The sequence below is a fragment of the Teichococcus vastitatis genome, from assembly GCF_003604215.1.
Lineage (GTDB): Bacteria > Pseudomonadota > Alphaproteobacteria > Acetobacterales > Acetobacteraceae > Pseudoroseomonas > Pseudoroseomonas vastitatis.
Genome location: NZ_QXGS01000009.1, coordinates 77,854 through 102,307 on the forward strand (window position 1 = coordinate 77,854; position 24,454 = coordinate 102,307).

At 68.7% G+C, this 24,454-nt stretch carries 21 protein-coding genes and 1 pseudogene; 14 read left to right on the forward strand and 8 right to left on the reverse strand.

Translation table 11 applies throughout. The annotated features are described in order from the left end of the window. Positions 1 to 341 precede the first annotated feature (341 nt). The 12 genes from D2K64_RS13275 to D2K64_RS13330 all read left to right on the forward strand — a co-directional run bounded on the left by D2K64_RS13275 (position 342) and on the right by D2K64_RS13330 (position 13,194). Positions 342 to 785, forward strand: coding sequence for a flagellar biosynthesis repressor FlbT (locus D2K64_RS13275; RefSeq protein WP_157985834.1), 444 nt, complete (start codon positions 342 to 344; stop codon positions 783 to 785). A gap of 112 nt (positions 786 to 897) precedes the next feature. Then, on the forward strand, positions 898 to 1,674 hold the full coding sequence (locus D2K64_RS13280) for a response regulator transcription factor (protein WP_120008848.1): 777 nt from the start codon (positions 898 to 900) through the stop codon (positions 1,672 to 1,674). Positions 1,675 to 1,722: 48 nt separating this feature from the next. Further along, entirely contained in the window at positions 1,723 to 2,625 is a 903-nt protein-coding gene (locus tag D2K64_RS13285) for a LysR family transcriptional regulator (protein WP_120008849.1), read from the forward strand. A gap of 100 nt (positions 2,626 to 2,725) precedes the next feature. Further along, on the forward strand, positions 2,726 to 3,613 hold the full coding sequence (locus tag D2K64_RS13290) for an NAD(P)-dependent oxidoreductase (RefSeq protein ID WP_120008850.1): 888 nt from the start codon (positions 2,726 to 2,728) through the stop codon (positions 3,611 to 3,613). Beyond that, entirely contained in the window at positions 3,613 to 5,148 is a 1,536-nt protein-coding gene (locus D2K64_RS13295; protein ID WP_120008851.1) for an aldehyde dehydrogenase family protein, read from the forward strand. Before D2K64_RS13290 ends, D2K64_RS13295 begins: the two co-directional genes overlap by 1 nt. After that, complete coding sequence (locus D2K64_RS13300; RefSeq protein ID WP_157985835.1) at positions 5,138 to 5,878, forward strand: serine O-acetyltransferase; 741 nt, start codon at positions 5,138 to 5,140, stop codon at positions 5,876 to 5,878. The genes D2K64_RS13295 and D2K64_RS13300 overlap by 11 nt, the downstream gene beginning before the upstream one ends. Further along, the gene (locus D2K64_RS13305; protein WP_120008853.1) at positions 5,875 to 6,789 is read left to right on the forward strand and encodes a VOC family protein; all 915 of its coding nucleotides are present in this window, start codon (positions 5,875 to 5,877) and stop codon (positions 6,787 to 6,789) included. The genes D2K64_RS13300 and D2K64_RS13305 overlap by 4 nt, the downstream gene beginning before the upstream one ends. Before the next feature lie 87 nt (positions 6,790 to 6,876). Next, the gene (gene ggt / locus D2K64_RS13310; protein WP_120008854.1) at positions 6,877 to 8,496 is read left to right on the forward strand and encodes a gamma-glutamyltransferase; all 1,620 of its coding nucleotides are present in this window, start codon (positions 6,877 to 6,879) and stop codon (positions 8,494 to 8,496) included. Between the two features lie 3 nt (positions 8,497 to 8,499). Then, complete coding sequence (locus D2K64_RS13315) at positions 8,500 to 9,903, forward strand: M20 family metallopeptidase (RefSeq protein WP_120008855.1); 1,404 nt, start codon at positions 8,500 to 8,502, stop codon at positions 9,901 to 9,903. A gap of 255 nt (positions 9,904 to 10,158) precedes the next feature. Further along, on the forward strand, positions 10,159 to 10,428 hold the full coding sequence (locus D2K64_RS13320; RefSeq protein ID WP_120008856.1) for a MoaD/ThiS family protein: 270 nt from the start codon (positions 10,159 to 10,161) through the stop codon (positions 10,426 to 10,428). A 4-nt stretch (positions 10,429 to 10,432) separates the two neighbouring features. Next, positions 10,433 to 11,638 (forward strand): molybdopterin-synthase adenylyltransferase MoeB, encoded by a 1,206-nt coding sequence (gene moeB / locus D2K64_RS13325; protein ID WP_120008857.1) that lies wholly within the window; start codon positions 10,433 to 10,435, stop codon positions 11,636 to 11,638. A gap of 59 nt (positions 11,639 to 11,697) precedes the next feature. Beyond that, entirely contained in the window at positions 11,698 to 13,194 is a 1,497-nt protein-coding gene (locus D2K64_RS13330; RefSeq protein WP_120008858.1) for a polysaccharide biosynthesis protein, read from the forward strand. Positions 13,195 to 13,209: 15 nt separating this feature from the next. Here the strand turns inward: D2K64_RS13330 and D2K64_RS13335 are convergent, their stop codons facing one another. The 4 genes from D2K64_RS13335 to D2K64_RS13350 form a co-directional block, all read right to left on the reverse strand. Further along, positions 13,210 to 14,190 (reverse strand): sterol desaturase family protein, encoded by a 981-nt coding sequence (locus D2K64_RS13335; RefSeq protein ID WP_120008859.1) that lies wholly within the window; start codon positions 14,188 to 14,190, stop codon positions 13,210 to 13,212. A gap of 18 nt (positions 14,191 to 14,208) precedes the next feature. Next, positions 14,209 to 14,991, reverse strand: coding sequence for a polysaccharide deacetylase family protein (locus D2K64_RS13340; protein WP_120008860.1), 783 nt, complete (start codon positions 14,989 to 14,991; stop codon positions 14,209 to 14,211). Positions 14,992 to 14,993: 2 nt separating this feature from the next. Beyond that, positions 14,994 to 15,980 carry a YncE family protein gene (locus tag D2K64_RS13345; RefSeq protein ID WP_120008861.1) on the reverse strand — a complete coding sequence of 329 codons (987 nt, stop codon included), beginning with the start codon at positions 15,978 to 15,980 and terminating at the stop codon, positions 14,994 to 14,996. Between the two features lie 123 nt (positions 15,981 to 16,103). Then, positions 16,104 to 16,889 carry an SDR family NAD(P)-dependent oxidoreductase gene (locus D2K64_RS13350; RefSeq protein ID WP_120008862.1) on the reverse strand — a complete coding sequence of 262 codons (786 nt, stop codon included), beginning with the start codon at positions 16,887 to 16,889 and terminating at the stop codon, positions 16,104 to 16,106. Positions 16,890 to 17,044: 155 nt separating this feature from the next. Here D2K64_RS13350 and D2K64_RS13355 point away from each other — a divergent pair, with 155 nt between their 5' ends. Then, positions 17,045 to 18,175, forward strand: coding sequence for an extracellular catalytic domain type 1 short-chain-length polyhydroxyalkanoate depolymerase (locus D2K64_RS13355; protein WP_120008863.1), 1,131 nt, complete (start codon positions 17,045 to 17,047; stop codon positions 18,173 to 18,175). A gap of 9 nt (positions 18,176 to 18,184) precedes the next feature. Here D2K64_RS13355 and D2K64_RS13360 read toward each other — a convergent pair whose 3' ends face one another. From D2K64_RS13360 to D2K64_RS25505, 4 genes and pseudogenes are all read right to left on the reverse strand, one after another. Next, entirely contained in the window at positions 18,185 to 19,348 is a 1,164-nt protein-coding gene (locus D2K64_RS13360; protein WP_120008864.1) for a M20 aminoacylase family protein, read from the reverse strand. Positions 19,349 to 19,363: 15 nt separating this feature from the next. After that, positions 19,364 to 20,944 carry an ABC transporter substrate-binding protein gene (locus tag D2K64_RS13365; RefSeq protein WP_120008865.1) on the reverse strand — a complete coding sequence of 527 codons (1,581 nt, stop codon included), beginning with the start codon at positions 20,942 to 20,944 and terminating at the stop codon, positions 19,364 to 19,366. A 124-nt stretch (positions 20,945 to 21,068) separates the two neighbouring features. After that, a complete protein-coding gene (locus D2K64_RS25095; protein WP_456316376.1) occupies positions 21,069 to 22,154 on the reverse strand; it encodes an alpha-amylase family glycosyl hydrolase in 1,086 nt (361 codons plus the stop codon). Then, a pseudogene (locus D2K64_RS25505) lies at positions 22,043 to 22,795 on the reverse strand (alpha-amylase family glycosyl hydrolase). Before D2K64_RS25505 ends, D2K64_RS25095 begins: the two are co-directional and overlap by 112 nt. A 370-nt stretch (positions 22,796 to 23,165) precedes the next feature. On the opposite strand from D2K64_RS25505, the gene D2K64_RS13375 reads away from it, so the two are divergent. After that, a complete protein-coding gene (locus tag D2K64_RS13375) occupies positions 23,166 to 24,377 on the forward strand; it encodes a histidine kinase dimerization/phosphoacceptor domain -containing protein (protein ID WP_120008866.1) in 1,212 nt (403 codons plus the stop codon). Positions 24,378 to 24,454 lie beyond the last annotated feature (77 nt).

The following is a 24,454-nucleotide window of genomic DNA, read 5'->3' on the forward strand; positions in this document are numbered from 1 at the left end:
CCGGAACCATCGGGTGGAATTTTATGTAGCGAACATCAATCAGATTTTCACCCCCTCGTGATGAAGCTGACGGCCCTGTGTCCCTGGGATCGCTGGGCCTGCGCTATAAACCTTTACGCGCATTGGCTTAGTCGCTTTTGCCGTAAACATTGAGTTAGCAAAGCTATCCTAAGGAGAGATCAACGGAGTTCGGAGAGCAGAGCGTCATGCCGCAGCCCAAAATGGCGCCATCCGGACACGGTTGCGCCAGCGCTTCCGCGATCCACGCTTCTGCTCTTGGCCCCCTGCCCTCGCCCGGTGATATCGCCAACCCTTTCCACCTTCCCATTCAAAGTCCAACCATGAGCGCAGAAAAAGTCCGGCGCGGCAGCGGCCAGGGTCGTCTAGTGATCGAGTTGCGGGCCGGGGACAAGTTGCTGGTGAATGGCGCGTCGCTGCAGTTCAAGACGCGCACCACGATGCTGGTGTCGAACCACGTCCGCTTCCTGTTCGGCCGCCAGATCATGGAGCCGGAAGATGCCACCACACCTGCCCGCCGCATCTACCTGGCCATGCAGGGCGCCTATGTGTGCGATGACCAGGAGCGGCCTGCCCTGGTGCAGACGGCACGCGCGCTGACCGAGGCCTACATCGCCGCCACCACCGTGGAAGGCGCCCGGCAGGCGCTGCGGCTGGCGCTGGCCGAAATGGAGGCCGGCGAATTCTGGAGCGCCATGCGCCGGGTACGGACCTTGTTCCCCCATGATGATGCATTGCTGCAACAGCCCGGGGAGGGCGATGCGTAACCAGCTCCCGAAATGTTGATAAGAGCTTGCCAATCACGATGCCGTGAATTATCCCGGTTGAAGATCATGAACCCTCCGGCCGTCAGGCCAGCGAAAATCGCAGGGACCGGGTATGCATATTCTTCTCGCCAGCAGCGCTGGCCCGACTACCACGCTGCTCGACGCCCTGCGCCGGCAGGGCCATGGCTGCGATTTGGCGGAGCCCTTTCTGGAAGCGCCGTCGATCGCCCAGCACAGCGGCGACTATGATGTTCTGCTGATCGAGGCCGCCAGCCCGACACGGGACGGCATCGGCCTGGTGCGCGAGATCCGGCGCAAAGGCGTGCGCTGCCCGGTGCTGGTGCTCAGTCCCCGCATCACGCCCGAGGACGAGTTGCTGTTGCTGGAAGCGGGCGCCGACCAGGTGCTCGGCGGTCCGCCGCTGATGCCGTTGCTGCAGGCCCGCATGCAGGCGGTGCTGCGCCGCAGCCTCGGCCACGCCAGCCCGGAACTGCGCTGCGGCAACGTGTTGCTGGATCAGGCGCGCCGCACCGTTGCCGTGGATGGCCGCACCGTGCGGATCACCTGCCGCGAATTCGACGTGCTGGAGATGCTGATGCTCCGGCCGGGCGCGATGCTCACCAAGGAGCATTTCATGACCCGCGCCTACGGCCTGGAAGACGGGCCGGACCAGCGCATCCTCGACGTCTTCATCTGCAAGCTGCGGCGCAAGCTGGCGGCCGCGGGCTCTGCCGAGATCGTGCGCACCATCTGGGGCCGCGGCTATGTGCTGGAGGAGCCGAGCGCCGCCGAACTGGCCGCCGCCCGCGCCCGCCTGACCGCCGCGCATCCGCGCATGCAGCGCGCGCACCTGATGCGGCAGCCGCCGCAGCTGGCCATCGCCGTTTAACAGGACGCATTGCCGCAGGGCGGCGCGGCGGGCAGTCTCCGCCGCGCCATGAACGATCGTGCCCTGCGTTATTTTCTGGCGGTGGTGCGCGCCGGCTCGATCCGCGGCGCCGCGGCTGTTCTGCACGTCGCCGCCTCCGCCGTCAGTCGGCAGGTGGCCGAGATGGAGGCCGCATGCGGCACGCTGCTTCTGGAGCGCCTGCCGCGTGGCGTGGTGCCGACCGAGGCAGGGCGCATCATCGCCGAGCACGCCCGGCGCCAGGCCGATGAGGCGGCGCTGCTGCAGGATCGGCTGCAACGATTGCGCGGCGCGCAGCGGGGCCTGGTGCGGATCCGCTGCGGCGCCGGCTTCCTGCCGGACCTGATGCGCCACGGGCTGGCCGGCTTTTCCGCGGCGCATCCCGGCATCACCTTCCAGGTCGTGCTGGGCACCAGTGATTCCATCCTGAAGGCCGTGGCCGAGGGCGAGGCGGATCTCGGCCTGGCCTATAATCCGCAGGCCCATCCGGAGGTTGACGCCGCGCTGGTGACCCGGCAGCCCCTGGTGGCGCTGCTGCCGGCCGGGCACGCACTGGCCTCGCAGCGCCGCCCGCTGTTGCTGCGCCGGCTGGCTGCCGAGCCGGTTGCGTTGCTGCCGGCTGATCATGGCATCCGGCAGATGATCAGCCGGGTGGAGGCCGATGGTGGGTTCCGCCTGCTGCCCGTGCTGGAAACCGATTCCTTCGAATTGCAGCGGCGCTTCGTGGCCGCGCGGATGGGCGTGGCGTTTCTGCCGCGCTTCGCCCTCGCACCTGAGGAAGCCGGGGAAATGACGGCGGTGCCGCTGGCCGATCCGCTGCTCGCCGAAGCCGCAGCGCATCTGGTGGTGCGCGCCGGCCGCCGCCTGCCGGAGGCGGCGGAACGCCTGCGCGACTGGCTGGCGAAGCATCTGGTCTGCTGCCGGCCGGGCTGATGCCGTTGCCGGTGGGGCAACATCGCGTTCGCAAGACGCTGCTTGTGGCAACGCCGGCAACCACCCACCCTGACGCGATGGCAGCGTCGGGGCAGCAACAGTGACAGGGCAGCAGGTCGGGGTGGTCGGGCTCGGGCAGATGGGCTTCGGCATGGCGGCGACGCTGGCCCGAGCGGGCTTCGCCGTGCAGGGGCACGACATCAACCCGGCCCGCAAGCCGAGTTGTGACGAGGCCGGCATCGCATTTCGCCACGACCTCGGCGCTGTGCTGCGCGAGGCGGAGGTTCTGGTGGTTTCCCTCCCCTATGCACGGGACGTGGAAGCGGTGGTCACCGCGCCCGGCGGGTTGCTGGAGCGGCATGACGGGCGGGTGGTGGTGATCGACACGTCGACCTCCGACCCCACCACCTCGCGCAGGCTCGCCGTCCTGCTGGCGGGAGCCGGGCACGGCCTGTTGGACGCGCCGGTCAGCGGCGGCCCGTCCGGCGCCGCATCCGGCCGCCTGACGGTGATGGCCGGCGGTGCCGCCGAGGATCTGGAGCGGGTCCGGCCGGTGCTGGAGGCGATGGCCGCCAGAATCGTGCATGTCGGCCCTTCCGGCGCCGGCAACATCGCCAAGCTGGTGAACAACCTGCTGGTGGCAGCGCATCTGATCACCACCGGCGAGGCGATGCGCCTGTCCGAGGCGGCAGGCCTGTCCGCCGCGGAGGCGATAGAGGTGGTCAATGCCGCGACCGGCCGTAGCGCGGTGAGCGAGGCGATGTACCCGCGCTGGGTGCTGCCCGGCAGCTTCAACAGCGGCTTCTCGGCCGGGCTGATGCGCAAGGATGTGCGGCTGGCCACCGGATTGATGAGCGAGGTGGGCCTGGACCTGCCGCTGTCGCGCCTGGTGGACCAGCTGTGGCGCGAGGCCCCCCTTCCCGATCCGGAGGACTTTACCCGCATGGCGGATTACCGGCGCGACCCGCAGAGCAGGGAAACCGAATGATGCCCGACGCCCTCAGCCCCGCCGCACCGCGTGTCGCGGAACTGGTCAACCAATTGCTGCCGGGCGGCGCGGTCGGCTCCCTGGTCGGCGGCGCGATCCTGCCGGGCACCGGCGCCCGCCTGGACCTGGTGAACCCGGCGGATGGCCGGGTGATCCTGGGCTTCGCCGATGCCGGCCGCGGCGTGGTGGATGCGGCCATGGCCGCCGCCGCCCCAGCGCAGCGCGCCTGGTGGGCGATGACCGCGGCCGCACGCGGCCGTGCGTTGTGGGCCATGGGCCAAGCGGTGCGGGGCCGGGCCGGAGAGCTGGCGGAGTTGGAGATGCTGTCCGCCGGCAAACCCATCCGCGATACCCGCGGCGAGGTCGCCAAGGTGGCGGAGATGTTCGAATACTACGCCGGCTGGGCCGACAAGCTGCATGGCGAGGTGATCCCGGTTCCCACCAGCCACCTGAACTACACCCGGCCCGAGCCCTATGGCACGGTGGTGCAGATCACGCCCTGGAACGCGCCGGTCTTCACCGCCGGCTGGCAGATCGCGCCCGCGTTGTGTGCCGGCAATGCGGTGGTGCTGAAACCCTCCGAGCTGACGCCGCTGACCACGCTAGCGCTCGGCGTGCTGTGCGGCGCCGTAGACGGCGTTCCGCCAGGGCTGGTGAACATCCTGGCGGGCGCCGGCCCCACCACCGGTGCCGCGGCCGTCGCGCATCGCGACACGCGGCTGGTGGTGTTCGTGGGCTCCGCGGCGGCTGGGTCCCAGATCGCCGCTGCCGCGGCGCGCAACATCGTGCCGTCCATCCTGGAGCTGGGCGGCAAGAGCGCCAATATCGTTTTCGCCGATGCCGACCTGGACCGCGCCCTCCTCGGGGCGCAGGCGGCGATCTTCGGCGGCGCCGGCCAGAGCTGCGTGGCCGGCTCCCGCCTGCTGGTGCAGCGCCGCATCCAGGATCGCTTCGTGGCGCGGCTGGCCGAAGCCACCGGTCACATTCCCTTTGGCGCCCCGGCCGATCCGGCCACGCAGATCGGCCCCATCCACAACCGACGCCAGTTCAACAAGATCAGCGAGATGGTGGCGGCGGCGGCAGGGCATGGCGCGCGCATCGCCGCCGGCGGCGGCTGCCCGGCGGCGCTGCGCGGCACCGGCGGGTTCTTCTTCGCGCCCACCATCCTGGACGGCATCGCGCCGGACGCCGCCATCGCGCGGGAGGAGGTGTTCGGCCCCGTTCTCGCCGTGCTGCCCTTCGACACGGAAGAGGAAGCAGTGGCCCTGGCCAATGACACACCCTACGGCCTGGCCGGGGCAGTGTGGACGGGGGATGTCGGCCGCGCGCACCGCGTCGCGGCAGCGGTGCGCGCCGGCACCTTCTGGATCAACGGCTACAAGACCATCAACGTGGCCTCGCCTTTCGGCGGCTTCGGGCGTTCCGGCTTCGGCCGTTCCTCGGGCCGGGATGCGCTGCTCGGCTATACCCAGACCAAGAGCGTGTGGGTCGAAACCGCCGCCGCGCCGCCGGTCGCCTTCGGCTATGTCGGCTGAGATCTGGCGCCGCCTCGGCGCCGAGGCCCGAACCGCCGAGGCCACGCTGGCGCCGTTTCTGGCCGATACGGCCGGCGCGCCGGATGCGGCCGGGGGTCTCGCCGCGCTGCTGGCGCGGCTTTCCCCGTCCCCCTTGTTGGAACCCGGCGCGTTGCGCGACCTGGCGCGCGCGACTTTGCTGCCGCAGGACGTGGATGCGACGCTGGCCGACCTGCAGGCCATTACCATCCGGAATTTCGAGCCGGGCGGGCTGCTGGGGACCTGGATCGGCGGCCGCGGCTTTCACATGCTGCTGGCGCATCGGCTGAACCATCGGCTCTGGCGGCAGGGGCAGCACGCCCTGGCCATGGCCTGCAAGACTGGCGCGGCGATGCTCGGCGCCGACATCCATCCGGCGGCCCGGATCGGCCAGCGCATCTTTCTCGACCATGGCATCGGCGTGGTGATCGGCGAAACGGCGGTGATCGAGGATGATGTGAGCCTCTGGCACGGCGTCACCCTCGGCTCGACCCTGACACGGGGCGGCGAGGACCGGCACCCCAAGGTGCGGCGCGGCGCTGTGCTGGGAGCCGGCGCCACGCTGCTCGGCAACATCGAGATCGGCGAGGATGCGGTGATCGCCGCCGGCAGTGTGGTGCTGGCGCCGGTGCCGCCGCGCACCACGATGGCCGGCAACCCGGCCACGCCCCGCTTGCGCCATCGCCACCCCTATGCGGAGTTCCGCGCATGACGGCACCCGACTCCTCCGCTGCCGGCCGCCACCTGCCCGGCATCGATCATCCGCTGATCCTGGTGCGGGACATCGACGCGGCGCGCGGCTTCTATGCGCGGCTCGGCTTCACCGTGACGCCGGTGGGGCGGCATCCCTGGGGCACCAGCACCAGCCTCGCCGTGCTGAGCCGCTCGGCGCTGGAACTGATGTCCATCTATGATGAGCACCTGATCGACGGCTACGCCGCCGGAGATTTCCGCTTCGGCCGCCACATGCGCGACGCGCTGGCCGAGCGGGAGGGCATTTCCCTGGTGGCGCTGCACAGCCAGGACGCAGCCGGCGACCGCGCCATCATGGAAGCCCGTGGCGCCGTGTTCCAGGGCGGCATCGAGTTCCGCCGCAAGGTCCGTCCGCCGGGCGGCAAATGGGACGAGGCGGTGGTCTCGCTGCAGGTCAGCTGCGACCCAGCGCTGCCTCGCGTGTCGCATTTCCTGGCGCAGCAGCACAAGCCGCAGCTGCTCTGGGTGCCGGAATGGATGCAGCACGCCAACGGTGCCACGCACGTGGCCGCCGTGCATTACCGGGCGCGGGAGCCGGAGCCCGTGCTGCACCGCCTCGCCAGCCTGTTCGGCCGCGACCGGATCACCACGGCGCCGGGCGGCTGGCAGGTGGCGACCGGCCAAGGCGTGTTCGGCGTGATCCGCGCCGGCGAGGAGGACGCTGTTATCGGTGCCGGGCCCCTGCCCCGGATGGGCCGGGATGAGGCCGCGGCCATCGCCATCGACGTCGCCGTGTCCGATCTGCCAGCGGCCGGAAGGCTGCTGGCGACGGCCGGCATCGCCGCTTCGGAGATGGGCGGCAGCCTCGCCATCGATGACGTCGCGTCCTGCGGCAACGTGCTGCTGCGGTTCGTTCCGGGAGCGCGCTGAGCCAGGAAAACCGCCTCACGCCGGTTGCGCGCGGGAGCCAATGGGCGGAAACCGGCCCTGTTGCCGCGCCCAACGGAGAGCTCACCCGTGCTGGACCCCCACCGCCGCAGTTACCGACCGCTGATCATGGGGCACCGTGCCGCGGTTGCGAGCAATCATCCGGCAGCCACCGAAGCGGGGCTGGCGATGCTGCGGGCCGGCGGCCATGCCGCGGATGCCGCCGCGGCCATCGCCCTGGCGCTGGGGGTGGCCGAGCCCTTCATGTCCGGCCTGGGCGGCGATGGCTTCTACCATGTGTGGGATGCCGGGACGGGGCGCGGACACGTCCATAACGGGTCCGGCACAGCGCCAGCCGGCGCCACGTCCGGGCGCTACCCGGACGGCATGCCGGGCGTCGGACCCGGCGCCATCGCCACACCGGGCAGCCTGGCGGGAATCGCCTCGATGCACGCGGCGCATGGTGTTCTGCCCTGGGCCGAACTGTGCCGCCCCGCCATCGAGCTGGCGCAGCAGGGCGTGCCGGTCGGCCACACCTATCGCCGCTTCGCGCGGCTGATGCGCGCCCGGCTGCTCGCCGATCCTCGCAGCAGCGCGGCCTTTCTGCGCGACGGCGAGGTGCCGGCGCTGGGTGAATTGCTGATGCAGCCAGCCCTGGCCGAGACCCTGGCCACCATCGCCGAGGACGGCGCGGAAAGCTTTTATCGCGGCCCGCTGGCCCGGCGCCTTGCCGCCGGGCTGGACGAGGCGGGGGCCTTGGTGACGCAGGCCGATCTCGGCGCTTTCGAGGCCGAGGTGCAGGCGCCGATCCGCATCAGCTACCGCGGCTTCGACATCTGCCAGACGCCGCCCAACTCCACCGGCTTCGTGCTGCTGCAGGAGTTGAAGATCGTGGAGCATTTCGACCTCGCCACCCTGGGCGAAGGATCGGCGGCGCTGCTGCACCTGCTGGTGGAAGCCAAAAAGCGCGCCTTCCTGGACCGCGAGCGCCATGCCACCGATCCGCGCTTCGCCCCGGTGCCGCTGGAGCGGTTGCTGTCCGACGCCCATGCGGCCGAACTCGCCGCCGGCATCGACCAGCAGCGTGCCGCCGCGATTCCACTGAACATCCCGGCGCCGAATGATGGCAACACCACCTATTTCTGCGCGATCGACGCGGCCGGCAACGCAGTGTCGGCGATCCAGAGCCTGAACAGCCCGTTCGGCAGCGGCGTCACCGCCGGCGATACCGGCGTGCTGATGAACAACCGCATGACCTGCTGGCATCTCGATCCCGCGCATTCCAACGCGCTGCGGCCGGGCAAGCGCGTGCGCCACACCATGAATGCCCCGATGATCCTGAAGAATGGTCGGCCCTGGGCGCTGCTCGGCACGCCCGGCGCCGACAACCAGGTGCAGATCAACCTGCAAACGGTGGTCAGCCTGATCGATCTGGGCCTTGATCCGCAACAGATCGCCGAGGCACCGCGCTGGAGCAGCAGCCAGCCCGGCCAGGACGCCAACTGGCCGCATGCCGGCGACGACGCGCTCACCCTGGAGCAAGGCTTTCCGGCGGAAACGCTGGATAACCTGCGGGCGCGCGGCCACCAACTCAAAATCGTGCCGCCGCTGGAAGGGCCGTGCAGCGTTGCCTGCATCCGGGTTCTCGACAATGGCGTGCGCATGGCGGGGAGCGACCCGCGCCGTGATGGCTGGGCAGGAGCATTCTGAAGCATGAACAACACCGCAACGCGCGACACCGCGATCGCCGCCGCCGTCGGCCTGATGGAGGATGGCCGCTTCCGGGCCCTGATGGAGCGCCGCGTCGCCTTCCGTACCGAAAGCCAAGTGCCGGAACAACTGCCGGAGCTGCATCGCTACCTCGACGAGGAGATCATTCCCAGCGTCGCAGCGATGGGTTTCGCCTCGCAGGTCTTCGACAATCCCGTGGCCGGCAAGGGTCCTTTCCTGATCGCGCGCCGGATCGAGGACCCAGCGCGCCCGACCGTGCTGATTTACGGACATGGCGACGTCACGCGCGGACAGGACGCGGAATGGCGTGAAGGCTTGGCGCCGTTCTGCGTCACCGCCGAGGGTGACCGCTGGTACGGGCGCGGCACCGCCGACAACAAGGGCCAGCACAGCATCAACCTCGCCGCGCTGGAGCAGGTGATGCAGGCACGCGGCGGCCGGCTCGGCTTCAATGTTGTCCTGCTGCTGGAAATGGGCGAGGAAACCGGCTCGCCCGGCTTGTCCGAGATCTGCGTCGCTCAGCGGGAGCTGTTGAAGGCGGATGTGCTGATCGCCTCGGACGGACCCCGCCTGTCCGCGGACCGGCCGACGCTGTTTCTCGGCTCCCGCGGCGCCTTCAACGTCGAGTTGAGGTTGGATGCGCGGGAACGGGGCTATCATTCCGGCAATTGGGGTGGCGTGATCGTCAATCCCGCAACCGTGCTGGCCAATGCCATCGCCTCCATGACGGATGCGCGGGGCCGCCTGCTGGTGGACGGGCTGCGCCCGCCCGCCATCCCGAACTCCGTGCGGGCGGCGCTGGCAGGGATCACACTGGGCGGAGGCCCGACCGATCCCGCCATCGACGCGAATTGGGGCGAGCCCGGCCTCACCCCCGCCGAACGGCTCTTTGCGTGGAACACGCTGGAAGTGCTGGCCTTCAAGGCCGGCAATGCGGACGCACCGGTAAACGCCGTGCCGCCCCGCGCCGTGGCCGTGATGCAGCTGCGTTTCGTGGTGGGCACCGATGCGGCGCAGATCCTGCCGGCGCTGCGCGCGCATCTCGATGCCCACGGCTTCGGCGATGTGGAGCTCGTCTCGATGCGCCACGAGGTGTCGCCCGCGACACGGCTGGACCCCGACTCGCCCTGGGTCCGTTGGGCCGCAGGCTCCATGCAGCGGACGTCCGGCTCGCCCCCGGCGATCCTGCCGAACATTGGCGGCACGCTGCCGAACCACGTCTTCGCCGACCTGCTGGCGCTACCCACGCTGTGGGTACCCCATTCCTATGCGGCCTGCGCACAACACGCGCCGGACGAGCACATGCTGGTGCCCCTGACCCGCGAGGCGTTGGCCCTGATGGCCGGGCTGTTCTGGGATCTCGGCGATCATCAAGTAAATATGTAATAAGATCCGCGTCTCATTTTGACACATCGTCAAGCGTTGCCGGGGCCTTGCTTCTCCGAAATGACGTCTTAGCGAGATCGCGCGTTGCGCGATTGCTTCCGGCCGGTACGGTTTGTGCCAGATACTTGCCGTGCAGTTGCACAATCGCGCGATCTGCTTCAGCCGGTGAGTGTTGTCTCTTTCTGCTGAGACAGACTGGGTTATGTTCTAGCCGTCCGCGAGCGCGGTCTTGTTTTCCAGCGGAGGGTGTACCCCATGCCTGTTGTTGTTGTTCCGAGTTCCCTGCGTCGCTACACGGAACAGCAGGCGAGGGTCACCGTTCCCGGAGACACGGTGTCCGACATCCTCACCAATCTCACCGGCACCGCCCCGGAAATGCGCAGCCACCTCTTCGCATCCGACAAGCTGCGCCATTTCGTGGTGATCTCCAAGAATGGCCAGGATATCAGGCTGTTGCAGGGGCTCGACACACCCGTTGTCGCCAGCGACGAGATCCGGATCCTGGCGAGCATCGCAGGAGGCTGAAGTCATGCGTGATGTTGACGCCTGTCCCGAACTAAGTGATGCGGAAATCCGCCGCTTCGGCCGCCATCTGATCCTGCCCGAATTCGGCATTGAGGGGCAGCGTCGCCTCAAGGCCGGCAGTGTGCTGCTGATCGGCGCCGGTGGGTTGGGCTGCCCGGCGGCGCTTTATCTGGCCGCCGCTGGTGTCGGCCGGATCGGTCTGGTGGATCCCGACAAGGTCGAGGAAACCAACCTGCAGCGGCAGGTGGCGCATGGCTATTCCACGTTGGGCGTGCCGAAGACGCAGAGTGCCGCGCGCCGCATGCTCGACCTCAATCCCGATCTGGTTATCGAGCACCACAACGTGTTCCTATCGGTCGACAATGCGCTGGAGTTGATCTCCAGGTATGACGTGGTGATCGACGGCACCGACAATTTCCCGACGCGCTATCTGGTCAACGACGCCTGCACCAAGCTCGGCAAGCCCAACGTCTTCGGCGGCGTGCTGCGCTTCGATGGCCAGCTCAGCGTGTTCGATGCCCGCTTTGGCCCCTGCTATCGCTGCCTGTTCCCGGAACCGCCGCCGGTGGAGCTGGCACCGAACTGCGCCGAAGCCGGCGTGCTGGGCGTTCTGCCGGGCACCATCGGTGCGTTGCAGGCGACCGAGGCGGTGAAGCTGCTCAGCGGCATCGGCCGGCCGATGATCGGCCGCATGCTGGTCTATGACGGCCTCGACATGTCCTTCGACACCATCACGATCGCCAAGAATCCGGCCTGTCCCTGCTGCAGCAAGCCGGCATCCGAGATCGTGCTGAAGGCCGAGCAGATGGTATGCTCGGCGCCGCAGGTCGGCAACAGCGTCACGCCCGAAGCCCTGCAGGCACGTCTCGATGCCGGCGAGGACCTGCTGGTGGTCGATGTGCGCAATCCGGCCGAATGGGCCGGCGGGGTGATCCCGGGCGCCAGGCTGCTGGCGAAGCCCGACATCGATGCGGCGCTGCGCGACGTGACGCACGGCTCGGAGCCGCCGGCCGGCTCGCCCCTGACGGCGATCCCGCGCGAGCGCGAGGTGGTGATCTACTGCCAGGGTGGCCTGCGCAGCGCGGCGGTGATCCGCGCCCTGGCTGCCGCCGGCTACCCGGCCCGCAACCTCACCGACATGACGGGAGGCTTCGGCGCCTGGCGCGGACCCGTGGCCGACCCTGCGCAGCTGGCCGAGGTGCCGGGCTGAACTTGTTGCCCCTTGTTACTCCCTCCCTCTGAAGACCAGCTGCAAGCGGGCTCCTGCCAATGTCACTTCCTGCCAGTGCCGACCTCATCCGCAACCTTGTCGAGCTGTCGCATCCGGCACCCGGTCAGAACAACGATGCCGATCTGCGGCGCGTGACCCGCGAGCTGATCCAGGCCATGCAGGCCGAAGGTCAGCTGGCGGAAAGCCCGATGGAGCTGGCACTGACCCGCACGGTGGAGCTGCACCAGGCGGCGGCTGACCAGCGCCTACGCGGCAAGCGGGTCCTGGTGACCGGCGGATCGGGCTGTGTGGGCACCCGACTGCGCGCCCTGCTGACCGGCTTCGCGCCGGCCGCCCTGGTCAATCTCGACCTGGTGCCGCACGAGGCGGGCGAGGGCAGCTGGCACGGGGCGGATATCCGCGACGCGGCGGCGCTGGATGCCGCCTTTGCCGCCGCGCGGCCGGAGGTCGTGTTTCATCTCGCTAGCATCCGCGAGCCGGGCAAGGCGGAGCTGGTGGTGCATGAGGCGGTGGACACCAACGTGTTCGGCACCGCCAACATCATCGAAGCCTGCCGTCGGCACGGCGTCGAGCACGCCGTCTACTCCTCCACCGGCAAGTGCTACGCCTACCTCACCGACCATGTCTACACGGCCAGCAAGAAGCTGGCGGAAGCGCAATGGATGGCCGCGGCGCGCGAGGGGCGTGGCCCCACCGCCTTCGCCATGACGCGCTTCACCCATGTGCTGGAGAACGGCATCATCGCCCGCGACATCGCCGAGGGCATCGAAGCCGGCATGGTCGGGCTGCATGGGCCCGACCGTCACTTCAACATCCAGAATTTGCGACAGGCTACGCACCTGCTGATCAACGCGCTGGCATTGTCCGGCACCGAGGCGCCGGACAGCTTCTGGAGCGCGGTGGATCTTGGCTGGCCGGTAAACACCCTCGAGCTGGCACTGTTCCAGATTGCCCGCAGTGGCCGTGATGTCGGTGTACGCTTCCTCGGCGTGCCGAAGGGCTATGACGAGAGCTTCTTCCGCGGGCAGTTCGACTGGAGTGGCGATTACGACTACCATCCGCTCGTGAATGCGCTGGAAGCGCCAGGCGTGTTCAGCGACGGCACCGGGACCATGATCGGCGCGCGCGTGCTGGAGTGCCCGCCGGAGGTGCTGCGGCAGGAACTCCGCCAGTTGCGCGCCCGACTCGATGGCCAACAGAGCGATGGTGCGGTGAAGCAGGCCCTGTTGCACGCCGTGTCCCAGGTCACCGCCGGCATCTTTAGCCGCGTGGAGGCAGGCAAGCTGCTCGACATCCTGTGGTGGGGCGCAGCTCCGGAATGGGCGGGGCCTGCATCCAGCGCCGCCCGCTATCATCAGGTGATGTCCATGCTGGCCGAGTTGATCCTACCACGGCTGGAGCAGCCCGGTGCCACGGTGGATACCGCCGCGCGCGGCAAGTTCGAGGATATCGCCGCCACCTTTTCCGTGGTGCCGGGTCTGGAAGCGGCGGCCGAACGCTTTTCCGCCCTGGCGAAGTCGCGGCGCGCCGCCTGATCGGCCGCCGGCGCGTCAGGCGGTGCGCCGGCGGCGCGCGGCCCGCTTCCGGAAACCCTTCGCCAGCGCCCGGCCCATGCGGCGGAAGCCCTCCGCCTGCTGCTGCCCCCAGCTGCCGGTCGCCATCGCTTCGGGCAGCCTGGCATCGCCTGTTTCGGTGAACACGTCATGGCGGAAATCCGCGGTGCCGAAGACCCAGTCCCACACCGGCAGCAACACGCCGTAATTCTTGCCATCCCGCCCGGACCCGAGCGGGCCGTGGTGAAGCCGGTGGAAACGCGGCGACACCAGCAGGCGTTCGCCGACATGGCCGAAGGACAGCCGGACATTGGCGTGGCTCATGGCCTCGGCCACCCGCAGGATCACCACCACAACAGGAAACTGGCCTGGCGGCACGCCGATCAGCAGGGCGATGGCGCCGAACCAGGCAGCACCGATCAGATCATCCAGGATGTGGTTGCGGTCATCGGTCCAGAAGGTCATCTGCCGCTGCGCATGATGGATGGCGTGCAGCGACCACCACCAGGAGAAGCGGTGCTGGAACCGGTGCCGCCAGTATTCGCCGAGATCCAGCACCGCCACATAGACGGCAAGCGCCAGGATCGGCCATTCACGCAACAGCGGAAACAATGTTTCCAACGTCGGCGGCACCCAGCCGCTGCCGGCAACCCAGCCGGACAGCCGTGATCCCAGCGCCGCGAAAGCGACAAAGGCGAGCAGCGGCAGCAAGCCCAGCCGGGACAGGCAAGTATAGAGAATGTCGGTTCGGATGCTGCGCTGGTCACTGCGCGGTTCCACCGGCTTCCAAGCTTCCAGCGGGCGGCAGATGGCATAGACCACCAGCACCTGCACCAAGCCGAACAAGACGAAATCGATCCACTCGAAGGCGTCCTCAGCCCAGGCCATCAGACCCAGCGCATACAGCGCCGGCTGCACCAGCGTCTCGAAGATCCAGCCATTCGCGCCGTCCCAGGAATCCTGCAGCCAGCCGATCATGCGCCCTGCTCCACCTTGTCAGACACCTTGCGCCGGCAGCACGGCGAAGCAGAAGCCCTTGGCCTGTAGGCCGGCCAGCAGGTCTTCGAACACTCTGCCAAAGGGTTCACGCCGGCTGCGCACACCCCAATGCATGACCAGCACCTCGCCATCCCGGATCCGCCCCAAGGCCTGCCGCAACAGGGCGGCGTTGGGATGTGCGGCGCTGTCCAGCTCGTCACCCAGGAAGCCGCCTGCGGTCCAGCCCTGGTGCCGCAGGCCACAGGCGGCGGCCATCCGAAGGGCATTCGGCGAGGTGCGCCCGCCGGGGGCCCGCCACAGGGGCAGGATCTTCGCTTCGGGTGCCGCGGCGCGCAGCATGTCCATCGGTCGCGCCAGCTCGGCGCACAGGGCTGCGCCATCCAGCAATTCGGTGCCCTGACCGCGGCGCGACGCATAGCGGACCCGACTGGGACCCGGATCGGCGCCGAAATACCAGTGGCGCCAGGTGTGGCTGGCGAAGGCGTGGCCCTCGGCCGCACGGTCTCGCCAGAAGCCGGACCAGCCGGCGCTGAGCGAGGTATCGCCACGGAAGGTCGGCTCATCGGCCAGGAACAGCGTCGCGCGCACCTCTCTCCGCTGCAGGGCCGCGGCGATCATTTCGGCTTCCCGGCCCCAACCGGTATCGATGGTAAGGTACAGCGTGCCGGCGCGGCATTGCGGCAGGGCCGGTGTCCCTAAGGGCTGCGCCGTGGCGGCCCGCATGACGGGCAGCAGCGCCGCGGCGGCGCCGAGCCAGGCCCGCCGGTGCAGCATGGCCATGCTCAGTTCGTCGCGGCCGAGGCGGCAGGCGGCGTGGTGGCGAACAGGATGCCGTGCGGCGAGCGCCCGACCCGCTGCGTCTCCATCGCGCCGGTCGCTGGATCGATGATGCCGATCCGCCCCTTCCATCGCAGCGTTACCCAAAGGCGTCCCTGCGCATCGAAGGTGACGCAATCCGGGCCGCCCGGCACGCTGAGGCTGCGGGTGATGGTGAGGGTTTCAGGATCCAGCAGGGTGATGCGGCTATCCACGCGACTGGTCACGTAGAGGAGCTTGCCGTCGGGCGCGGGGAACACGGCATGCGCCCCGCGGCCCACGCTGATCCGCCGCTCCACCGTATGTGTCGCCGGGTCCAGCACCGCCACGTGGTCGCTGCCCATGATGGCGACCAGCAGCCGGCCCTTGTGCCAGATGATGCCGGCCGGCTCCGGTCCGACCTCCGTGGTCCAGAGCGGTTCCAGCGTGTCCAGGCTGATCGCCACCACCGTGCCGCTGCCCTGCAGCGTCACATAGACGACCTTGTTGTCGGGACCATAGGCTAGGTGACTCGGCATGCCCGGCAGATCCAACCGCTTGGCCAGCCTCAACTTCGAGCCGTCCCATCGGTAAACATCCACCTGACCGCGGCGCAGGCTGGTGATGGTCAGCGTGCCGCCATCCGGGCTGAAGCCGAGATGATAGGGGTTGGAGAGCGCTTCCCGTTTCAGCAGCTCGCCCGTCGCCGGGTTGATGAACAGCATCTCATTGGCGCCCGAATCGCCCACCAGCAGTGTTGAACCGTCAGGCGTCAGCGCCAGGTGGTGCACCTCCCGCAGCACTGGGATACGGGAACGCTCCTGCCGCGTGGATGCATCCAATACCTGAATGGTGGCATCGCCTGAATTCAACACATACACCAGACCATCCGCCGCGGCGGACCCCGCCCAGGGCAGCAGCAGCGCCATGGCACCGGCGATGAGCCGGAGATGAAGCGTGGATCGGAGCCTCATGAGGCGCTGCCTTTCAAACCGCGCCGCGCGAATGCGGCGCCAGCCACGGCCTTCTAGCAAACTGCGGCGCGCCGGTTCCAGCGCCGCGGCGGCCACATGGGCGCATCGCCGCGCTGGCAAGGTTCACAACGCCGATTTCTTCTCCTGATGGACCACGAGGCTGCCGATCGAGTTGCCGCCATCCACCGACAGCGAGGCGCCGGTCACGTAGGCGGCCCCGTCGCTGGCCAGGAACAGCACCGCATGGCCCACATCGTCCGGCGACGAGGCACGGCCCAGCGGGATGCCCGCGGTGGTGGCCTGCACATGCGCGTCCGTCAGCGGGCTGGCGGTGCTGCCGGCGGCGAATCCAGGCTCCAGCGCATTCACGCGGATGCCGTATTCCGCCAGTTCCAGCGCGAAGCCCTTGGTCAGCCGGTCGAGCGCCGTCTTGGAGGTGCAATAGGGCACCACGCTGCGGCGCATCTTGCGGGCCGCGCCGGAGGAGATGTTGATCACATTGCCCTTCACCCCCGCAGCGATCATCTGCCGGGCGACGCCGCGCGTCAGCAGGAATGGCGCCCGCAGGTTGATGTCGAAGATGCGGTCCCATTCCTCGGCATCGATGTCGAGCAGGAAGCCGCTGGGATAGATGCCCGCATTGTTCACCAGCACGTCCGCCCCCCCCCACCGGGCGCCGATGTTAGCCACCAGCGCCTCCACCGAGGCGGCATCTCGCAGATCGGCGGGTTCGGCGAAGCTGCCCTCCGGCAGGGTGGCGGCGAGCCGCGCCAAGCCGGTCTGGTCGGCATCGGTCAGACAGAGGCGTGCCCCTGCCCCCCGGAATGTTTCCACCAGCCAGCCGCCGATCACGCCGCAGGCGCCGGTGATCACCACACGCTTGCCGGCGATGCTTGTAGCCAGATCCATGAACTTGTTCCTCGATTCGATGCGTGGAAGTAAACCCGGCGACGGGGCCGTGGCCAGGGCGGCCGCAGGCATGGCTTTCCGTAACGCCGATCCCATATGATGCTGCATTGCAGCATGCGAACCGGTTCACTGGGCCGGGGCATCAGGAGTACGCCATGGCCAACACCCTTTTCCGGCTGGACGAGCTGGTCCGGCTGCGGCAACGCTGGAGCCGCGCCTTGTTCCGTCACGTTCCCGCCTCTCCCGAGGATCAGGCAGCGGCGCGGGTCGCGGAGGAGCGGCTGACGGAAGTCACCGGCTTCGGCACCAACCCGGGCGGCCTGCGGATGCTGTGCTTCGTGCCGCCCGGCTTGCCGCCAGGCGCGCCGCTGGTGGTGGCGCTGCATGGCTGCACCCAGACGGCGGCCGGCTACGATCTCGGCTGCGGCTGGTCGGCCATGGCCGAGCATCTGGGTTTCGCCCTGCTGCTGCCGGAACAGCGGCGCGAGAACAATCCCAGGCTGTGCTTTAACTGGTTCAATCCGGAGGACATCGAGCGCGACAGCGGCGAGCCGGCCTCAATCCGGCAGATGATCGGCTGGATGCAGCGCGAGCACCGCCTCGATCCCGCCCGCACCTTCATCAGCGGGTTGTCGGCGGGCGGCGGCATGAGTTCGGTGATGCTGGCCTGTTATCCGGAATGCTTCGCCGGAGGCGCCATCCTGGCCGGCCTGCCCTACCGTGCCGCCACCAGCGTGGCGGGGGCTTTCGAGGCCATGTACCACCCCACGAGCCTGCCGGCGCGCAGCCGCGGCGACGCCGTGCGCGCCGCATCGGCGCATCGGGGTCCCTGGCCGCGCATCTCGGTCTGGCAGGGCGATGCCGATGTCACGGTGAAGCCCGGGAACGCGACGGAAATCCTGAAGCAGTGGCTGGACCTGCACGAATTGACGCTGGACAAGCCTGACAGCCTCGAGCAGCAGGGCCCGGTTCGGCTGCGGCGCTGGCGCAATGCCCGGGGACAGGTGGTGGTCGAGAGCCGCGACATCGCCGGTCTGGCCCATGGCGTTCCCCTGGCGCCGGGCGAGGAGGCAGGCCAAGTCGGTCGTGCCGGCCCCTTTCTGCTGGATGTCGGGCTCTCCTCGACCCACGGGATCCTGCGCTTCTGGGGCCTCGGCACGGACCGGATCGACGAGCCGCGCAGCTTCGTGGTGAACCGCCAGGCCGCGACGCGGGAAGTGACGCCGCGCCTGTTCGGGCTGGTGAACAAGGCGCTGCGCAGGGCCGGGCTGCGGTCCCGCCGCTGAACCTGCCCTTCAGCCCTTCAAAAGGCTGCGCTCCGCGATGCGCGCATACAGCGCCGCCCCGAAAGGAATGGCGTCGTCGTTGAAGTTGTAATGCGGATTGTGCGGCGCGGCGCCCGGCCCGTTGCCCACATGGATGTACGCGCCAGTTGATTTCTCCAGCATGAAGGAGAAGTCCTCCGAGCCCATCAGCGGCGCGCGGTCCCGCACCACCTGGCTCTCGCCAACCAGCTCGGCCGCGGCGTCGGCGAAGGCTGTGCTGCACTCGGCGTCGTTCATCAGCGGGGCGAAGATCAGGCGGTAATCCAGCTCCGCCGTGGCGCCGAAGCCCGCCGCGACGCCTTCCGCCACGCGCCGCATCGCCGCCTGGATCTGGTCCGACACGGCGGTGGAGAAGAACCGGGCCGTCCCCGACAGCGTGGCCGATTGCGGGATGACGTTGTACGCATCGCCGCCCGTGATCTTGGTGACGCTGAGCACCGCAGTGTCGCGCGGCGACAGGTTGCGCGCCACGATCGACTGCAGCGCGGTCGCGACGTGGCAGGCGGTCAGCACCGGATCGATGCTGCCTTCCGGCCGCGCGCCATGCGAACCCTTGCCATGCACGGTGATGTCGAAGAAGGCGCCGCCGGCCATGAAGGCGCCGCTGCCAATGGCGTATTTGCCCACGTCCAGGTCTGTCGCGTTGTGCATGCCGTACAACGCGTCGCAGGGGAAGCGCTCCAGCAGCCGGTCGTCCAGCATAGCCAGCGCACCGCCGCAGCCTTCCTCGCCGGGCTGGAAGATCAGGTGCACGGTGCCGTCGAAGTTGCGCGTCTCGGCCAGGTACTTCGCCGCGCCGAGCAGCATCGTGGTGTGGCCGTCATGCCCGCAGGCATGCATCTTGCCCGTCGTGGTGGAGGCATAGTCAAGTCCGGTCATCTCGGTCATCGGCAGGGCGTCCATATCGGCCCGCAGGCCGATGGCGCGATTGCCGCTGCCGGCGCGCAGCACGCCCACCACACCGGTGCGGCCGACGCCGCGATGCACCTCGTCGACGCCATATTCCTCCAGCAGGCGGGCCACGATGCCGGCGGTGCGGTGTTCCTCCAGCCCGAGTTCGGGATGCGCGTGCAGGTCGCGGCGGATGGCGGTCAGGCCGTCATGGTAGCGGCGGATGTGATCCAGGGCGGACATGGTGATTCCTCGAAGTCAGGCGCGGCGCGCATTCCAGAAGACGAACAACCCGTCGACCACGTCACGCAGATCCTTGCGATACGCGGTTTTGTAGAAATACTGGCCGAGCGGCAGGAACGGCACTTCGCGCATGGCGACCGACTGGATCTCCCGGGCGACACTCTTCTGCGCCTCCAGATCGGGCGCATCGAGCCATTCCTCGCGCAGTTCCCCGAGGCGCGGGATATCGGCCCAGCCAAAGAAGCCGCTCTCCCCGCTGGTGCGCAGCACCTGCGTCGTCACCGGGTTGATCATGTCGAGCCCGGCCCAGGTGGTGTTGAACATGTTCCAGCCACCCTGCTCCGGTGGCGCCTTGCTGGCGCGGCGCTGCACCAGCGTGCCCCAGTCCGACACCACATAGTCGACATTCATGCCAAGCTTCTTCAGCAGATCGTGGCACACATCGCCCAGCGCCGACAGCACCGGCTGGTCGGAGGGCGACATCAGCACCACCTGCTCCCCCTTGTAGCCGGCATCCTGCAAGGCCTGCCGGGAACGCTCCAGCCCCGGCGGCGTGCCGAACACGTCGAGCGAGGCTCGGGTCGCCATCGGCGTGTCCGGGGTGAAGATGCCGACCGGCGCGCGCCACAGGCTGGGATCAGTTCCGGCGGCGGCCGTCATGAAATCGTCCTGGTTGACGGCGCCGAGCACCGCGCGCCGGATCGCCGGATTGTTGAAGGGCGGATAAAGCTGGTTGAATATGCCCGTCCCCAGGGTGCCGAGCGGGGTCGCGCGCATCGTGGAAATATTGCGATGGCCTTCCAGCAGCGGCAGCAGGTCGTTGGGCGGGTTCTCCCACCAATCCACCTCGCCGTTCTGCAGGGCGGCCGTGGCGGTCCCCGGATCAGGCATCACCTGCCATTCGACCCGATCGAAATGCACCCGCTTCGGCCCCGCCGCCCAGGACACGGCCTCGGATTCGCGTGGCTTGTAGCGGGTGAATTTCTCATACACCACGCGGGCGCCGACCACGCGTTCATCACCTTTCCAGCGGAACGGGCCCGAGCCGATCAGTTCCGGGATCGGCTGCGTCGGCGAGGTGGTGGCCAGCCGCTCGGGCATGATGAACAGGGCTGAGGGCCCGACCTTGCCGAGCGCGTCGAGCATGGCGCCGAAGGGCCGCTTCAGGCGGATGGTGAAGGTGCGGTCATCCGGCGCCGCCATCTCCTCCGTGCGCGCCAGCAGCGCCTGGCCCAGGGCATCGCGCTGTGCCCATCGCCGGATCGAGGCGACGCAGTCACGGCCGCGCACCGGCTCGCCGTCATGGAACAGCAGGCCTTCGCGCAGCCGGAAGGTCCACAGCTTGCCGTCATTCTCGATGGTATGGCCCTGCACCATCTGCGGCTGGGCGCGCAGTTCGGAATCGAGGCCATAGAGCTGATCCCAGATCAGCAGGCCATGGGTGCGGGTGATGTAGGCGGTGGTCAGCACCGGATCGGTCACGGTGAGGTCGGACTGCGGCACGTATTTCAGGACGCGCGCATTTGCCGGCTGGGCCAACGAGGGCCGGGCGAGGGCAGCGGCCGCGGCGGCGGCCATCAGGGTACGGCGGTGCATGGAAACCTGTCTCCGAGCCATGGACCAGGACTGGCGATGGCCTCTGCCGGGCCTCTGCCGCCAGAAAGCACGCCGGTGCCGGACCGGGCAAGGGCCGCTCGGTCCGCGCCGCAACCCGCAGACGTCAGCCGGTCTGCAATTCCAGGCTGCGCGCCGGAACCAGTACCGGAACCAGCGCCGGATCCACCGTCGCCATCAGCGTGCCGAAGGGCGGCAGCATGGCCACCGCCTCGCCCTCTTCGACCTCGATCCAGGCGCCGAGTCCCGCCACGTCCGGCAGCACCGTGGCGCCGCCCAGTTCGGGGATCCTGAGCCGTGCTGGCTCGGCCGATAGGTTGAACAAAACCAGGATGCTCTGGCGCCCATGTTCGCGCACCAGTCCCACGACCGGCGCCGGCAGGTCGAGTTGCCGCTGGGTCCCCCGCATCAGCGCGGGACAGGCCCGGCGCAGCCCGATCGCCCGCCGCCACATCTGCAGCAGGCTGGCCGGATCGGCTTCCTGTCGGTCCACGGCCAGGGCCCGATGGACCTCGGGCACCGGCAGCCACGGCCTGGCCTCGGAGAAGCCGGCATTCGGCTGGGCGAAGGCCCAGGGCATCGGCGTCCGGCTGCCGTCGCGGCCGCGGAATTCCGGCCAATAGGTCAGGCCGAAGGGATCGCGGACATCCTGCAACAGCAACTCGGCCTCGGGCAGGCCTAGTTCCTCGCCCTGGTACAGGCAGACGCTGCCACGTAGCGACAGCAGCAGCATGGCGAGCAACCGCACGAAGCGCGGATCGCCATCCTGCGCGCCGGGCGGCTTCCAGCGGCTCGCCGCCCGCTCCACGTCGTGGTTGGAGAAGGACCAGCAGGGCCAGCCTGGCGTCGAGGCGTCGGCCGCCGCGGCCTCGATCAGGCCATTCACCGTGGCCTGGTCGAAGCCGCCGCGCAGCGGCCGCAAGGTATAGGCCATGTGCAGCCGCTCTTCCCCCGCCGTGTAGCGCCGCACGCGGTTGAAAGCGCCGTCCTGACTGGAAACCTCACCCAGCGTGGTGGTGCCCGGGTAGCGGTCGGTCAATGCGCGGATCCGGCCCAGAATAGCCAGCGTATCCGGATGCATCATGTCGTTGTGGTGGCTCTGCAGCCCGAACAGCTTCGCCGGTACCTGCCCGTCTGCCGTGGGGCGTGCCGGGTTGCCGCGGAGCAGCGGAGCAGCGGAGCAGCGGAGCAGCGGAGCAGCGGGTCGTGGGCCAGGAAGTCGATGGCGTCGAGGCGGAAGCCGTCGACGCCCCGCTTCAGCCAGAACTCGCCCACCTCCAGCACCGCATCCAACGTCGCCGGGTTGGCAAGGTTCAGGCTGGGCTGGCTGTCCAGGAAATGGCGCAGGAAGTATTGCCGGCGGCGCGGTTCCCATTTCCAGGCCGGCCCGCCGAATACGCTGAGCCAATTGTTGGGCGGCGTGCCGTCCGGCGCGGGATCAGCCCAGACATACCAATCGGCCTCAGTCGCGGTGCGGGCGGTGCGGCTGCGCTGGAATCAGGGGTGCTGGTCGGAGGTATGGCCGCCTACCAGGTCGAGCAGCACCCTCAACCCCAGGCGGTGCGCCTTGGCGAGCACGCGGTCGAAATCCTCCAGCCTGCCGAACTGCGGATCGATCGCGACGTGATCGGAAATGTCGTAGCCGAAATCGCGCCCGGGCGAGGCGTAGAAAGGGCAGATCCAGATGGCATCCACGCCCAGGCTGGCGATGTGCTCCAGCCGCGCCTCGATTCCTGGCAGGTCACCGATGCCGTCGCCATTGCTGTCCGCGACGCTGCGCGGGTAAATCTGGTACAATACTGCGCCGCGCCACCATTCCGCGTCAGCCACCATCTTGGGCCTCCTGTTCTGGAATTCCCGGCGTGCCCTGCTCGCATCGCCACCGAACCGGGCTGTTTTAGCCCCGCCCTACTACTCGCGGTTTTGTGATCGAGCGGCAATCAAAAAAGCTTGGCCGTTGACGATCTGTTGGGCCGACCGTGTCTCGGGACTGCCTCCTGCGCGTGTCCGTTTCAGGCTGGCCACCAGTTCTTGCCGCTTGTATTCCATCGTTGTACAACTATAGATTGCAGAACATCTCGTGCTAGGGAAGATCGCGCATCCGGTACGCTTCTCCGCTCAACCATTAGGTTGCCGGACCAAGCTCGTCGCCGGAAGACGGGGAGCCAGCGCCGTGAGACGTGCCACGCCATTCGATCAGCCGATGGATGCTGACACGGCTGCCTTGTCAGCCCTGCCCCCCTTCGTCACCGACACGCCAGAGGTCCTTGCCGTCGGCACCTGGCCCGGCTGGCCGGGCGCCGGTTGCGCCACGCCGCTGCATCGAGCGATTGACCAGGTCACCGACCTCGCGTGCGCCAGCTTCGGCACCACTGCTGCCCTGGCCTGCTTTCGCGGGCAGGTGCCCGACGGGCTGGAACTGGCTTCAAGCCCGGACGGCCCGAGGGGTGCGGCGTGGCACTGGCTCACCGAGCAGCACCGCCTGGTCGTCGTGCCGGATGCACGACGACATCCGGTTCTGGCGGCGTTTCAGCTTCACCTCGGCGAATTGTCGATGCGGTTCTGCGCCGTGGTGCCGCTGATCCTGCGCGAGACGCAGCGCGGTGTTCTGGTGATCCTGGCAACTGAGCCGAGGCCGCTCGGGCTGCAACCCGAGGAGCAGGCCCGCCTCTGGTCCCTGGCGGAGTTGCTGACCGGCCAATGGGAGCTGCAACTCCGCCAGCTGGAGATGCTGGAACAGCAGCGCGCCCTGCAGGCTGCGCGGACCGAAGCGGATTGCGCGCAGTCACGGTTCCAGAAGCTGCTGCAGGAACGCGACTCGGTGATCCAGACGATGGACCATCGCGTCGGCAACGGCCTGCAGATGGTCAATGATGCCTTGTACCTGCAGGCGCTGGGCCTGGGGGACCGTTTCCTGGCCGATCGCCTCACCGCGGCCGCCGGCAGGATCCAGGCCGTGGCCGACCTGCACACTTGGCTTCGGGGCCAGCCGTGCGGTCGCTGGATCGCCGTTGAGGAGTATATCGGCACGCTGGTCGAGAGCTTCCGCCGCCTCTTGCCGGACGGCGTGCGGCAGGTGCGCACGGAATTCGGCCACGACATCCGGCTGAGTGCGCTGGATGCGCCGCGCCTCGGCATGGTGGCGTGGGAATTGCTGTTCAACGCGATGCGGCACGGCACCGGAACCGTCACTCTGCAGCTGCGGCACGAGCCATCCTGCGGCAGGCTCCGCATCCTGGTCACGGATCAGGGTCCCGGCTTCGAACCCGCGGCCTGTGCCGGCGCAGGCGGGCGTGACCATGGCTGCTCCGGGCTGGAACTGATCCGCTTGATCGGCGGCGGGCAACCGGTGGAGGTGAACGGATCATCCCCCACTACTGTCGGTATGTTGCTGGACATCTCCCCGGAAGGTTGAACCTTCGTGGTGGATTTCCAGGGATCCGGTCCCGAAACCGCTTGAACGGCTCGGCTCCCACTCTCTACGCATAGAGG